The sequence below is a fragment of the Acidiphilium sp. PM genome, assembly GCF_000219295.1.
In the GTDB taxonomy this organism is placed as follows: domain Bacteria; phylum Pseudomonadota; class Alphaproteobacteria; order Acetobacterales; family Acetobacteraceae; genus Acidiphilium; species Acidiphilium multivorum.
In genome coordinates, this window is the sequence record NZ_AFPR01000488.1 from 1 (window position 1) to 1,373 (window position 1,373).

Sequence of the window (1,373 nt, forward strand, 5' to 3'; positions counted from 1 at the left end):
TTCCCGGGTCATGTGTGGAACGGCCCGGGATTCAAGATCGACGGTGCGAGAATTTGGCGGCGGCACGAATGCGGTCATGTGTCCGGCCTGTTGGCGCGGCATCATGGCCGCTGGCCCAGATGGGTTCCGCGAATGACGTCCAAACACTTCTGCGGCATCGATGTGCCGTTGACCCCGGCTGGATTGTCGCCATTCGTCGGTTCGACCGATCGCCATCTTCTTCTATCGCTCTTGCCTCCCTGGCACCGGCCGCGGTCAGGCTGCTGCCGGCTGCCGCCGGTATGCCTCGCCGCGCGCCATCATCGCCCAGATGATCCGGGCGATCTTGTTGGCCAGAGCGATCGCCGCGATCTTGCGCGGCCGGCGCTCCAGCAATTGCAACAGCCAGGTATTTGCCGATTTGCTGCCCGGCTTGGCGTATCGAACCACCGCCATCGCGCCGACGACCAGTAACTGGCGCAACCGCTCATTGCCCGCCTTGCTGATCCGGCCAAGGCGATGTTTTCCACCTGTCGAATGTTCTCGTGGCGTCAGTCCCAGCCACGCAGCGAAGTGGCGGCCACTCTCGAAATTTGCCGGGTTTACCGACAGGGCTATGGTAATCCCGGTAATTGGCCCGATACCGGGGATCGCAGCGAGACGCTGACTGACCGGGTTGGCCTTATGCTGCTCAAGCAGTTGCCGGTCGATCTCCCGGATCTTCTGATCGAGTTCAGCGACATGCCGTCCCATCTGGGCAAACATCGTCCGGGCGCCGTCGGGGATGGCGGGCTGGCTTGTCAGAACGCAGACCAGCGCCTCAACATTGCCGCAACCTTTGGCGGCGACGATACCGAATTCAGCTGCGTGGCCACGCAAAGCGTTGATCGCCTGCGTCCGTTGCCCGACCAGCATCTCTCGGTGCTTTACGACAATCGTCGCAGCCTGCTCGTCGACCGTCTTCACCGGCACGGTCCGCATGTTCGGCCGCGAGGCCGCCTCACTGATCGCTTCCGCGTCGTTGCGATCGTTCTTGCCGCGCTTGACGAAGGGCTTCACGTATTGCGGCGGGATCAGCTTGACCCGGTGACCCATGGCGCCAAATTTTCGGCCCCAATGATGGCTCCCCGCACAGGCTTCCAGAGCAATCTCCGTCGCCGGCAACCTGGCGAAAAAGGATTCAATCTGTCCACGTCGCAGCTCCCGCCGCAAAATGACACGATCATGCACATCCACGCCGTGTATCGTGAAAATATGCTTCGACGTGTCAATCGATATCCGTTTAAATTCCATCGGAACGGCCCTTTCATGATGGTCAATTGAGCGACCTCATCTTGGCACATCCGATGCCGTGGGCCGTTCCACCCCAACACTTCTCAGTGGAAATCAACAGA

The 1,373-nt window shown here is 60.8% G+C and carries 1 protein-coding gene; it reads right to left on the minus strand.

The features are described 5' to 3' along the window. Positions 1 to 255 precede the first annotated feature (255 nt). The gene (locus APM_RS15270; RefSeq protein ID WP_007424278.1) at positions 256 to 1,272 is read right to left on the minus strand and encodes an IS110 family transposase; all 1,017 of its coding nucleotides are present in this window, start codon (positions 1,270 to 1,272) and stop codon (positions 256 to 258) included. Positions 1,273 to 1,373 lie beyond the last annotated feature (101 nt).

Coding starts and splice junctions, on each gene's coding strand:
- APM_RS15270 (WP_007424278.1), bottom strand. CDS start 1,272: ATGGAATTTAAACGGATATCGATTGACACGTCGAAGCATATTTTCACG.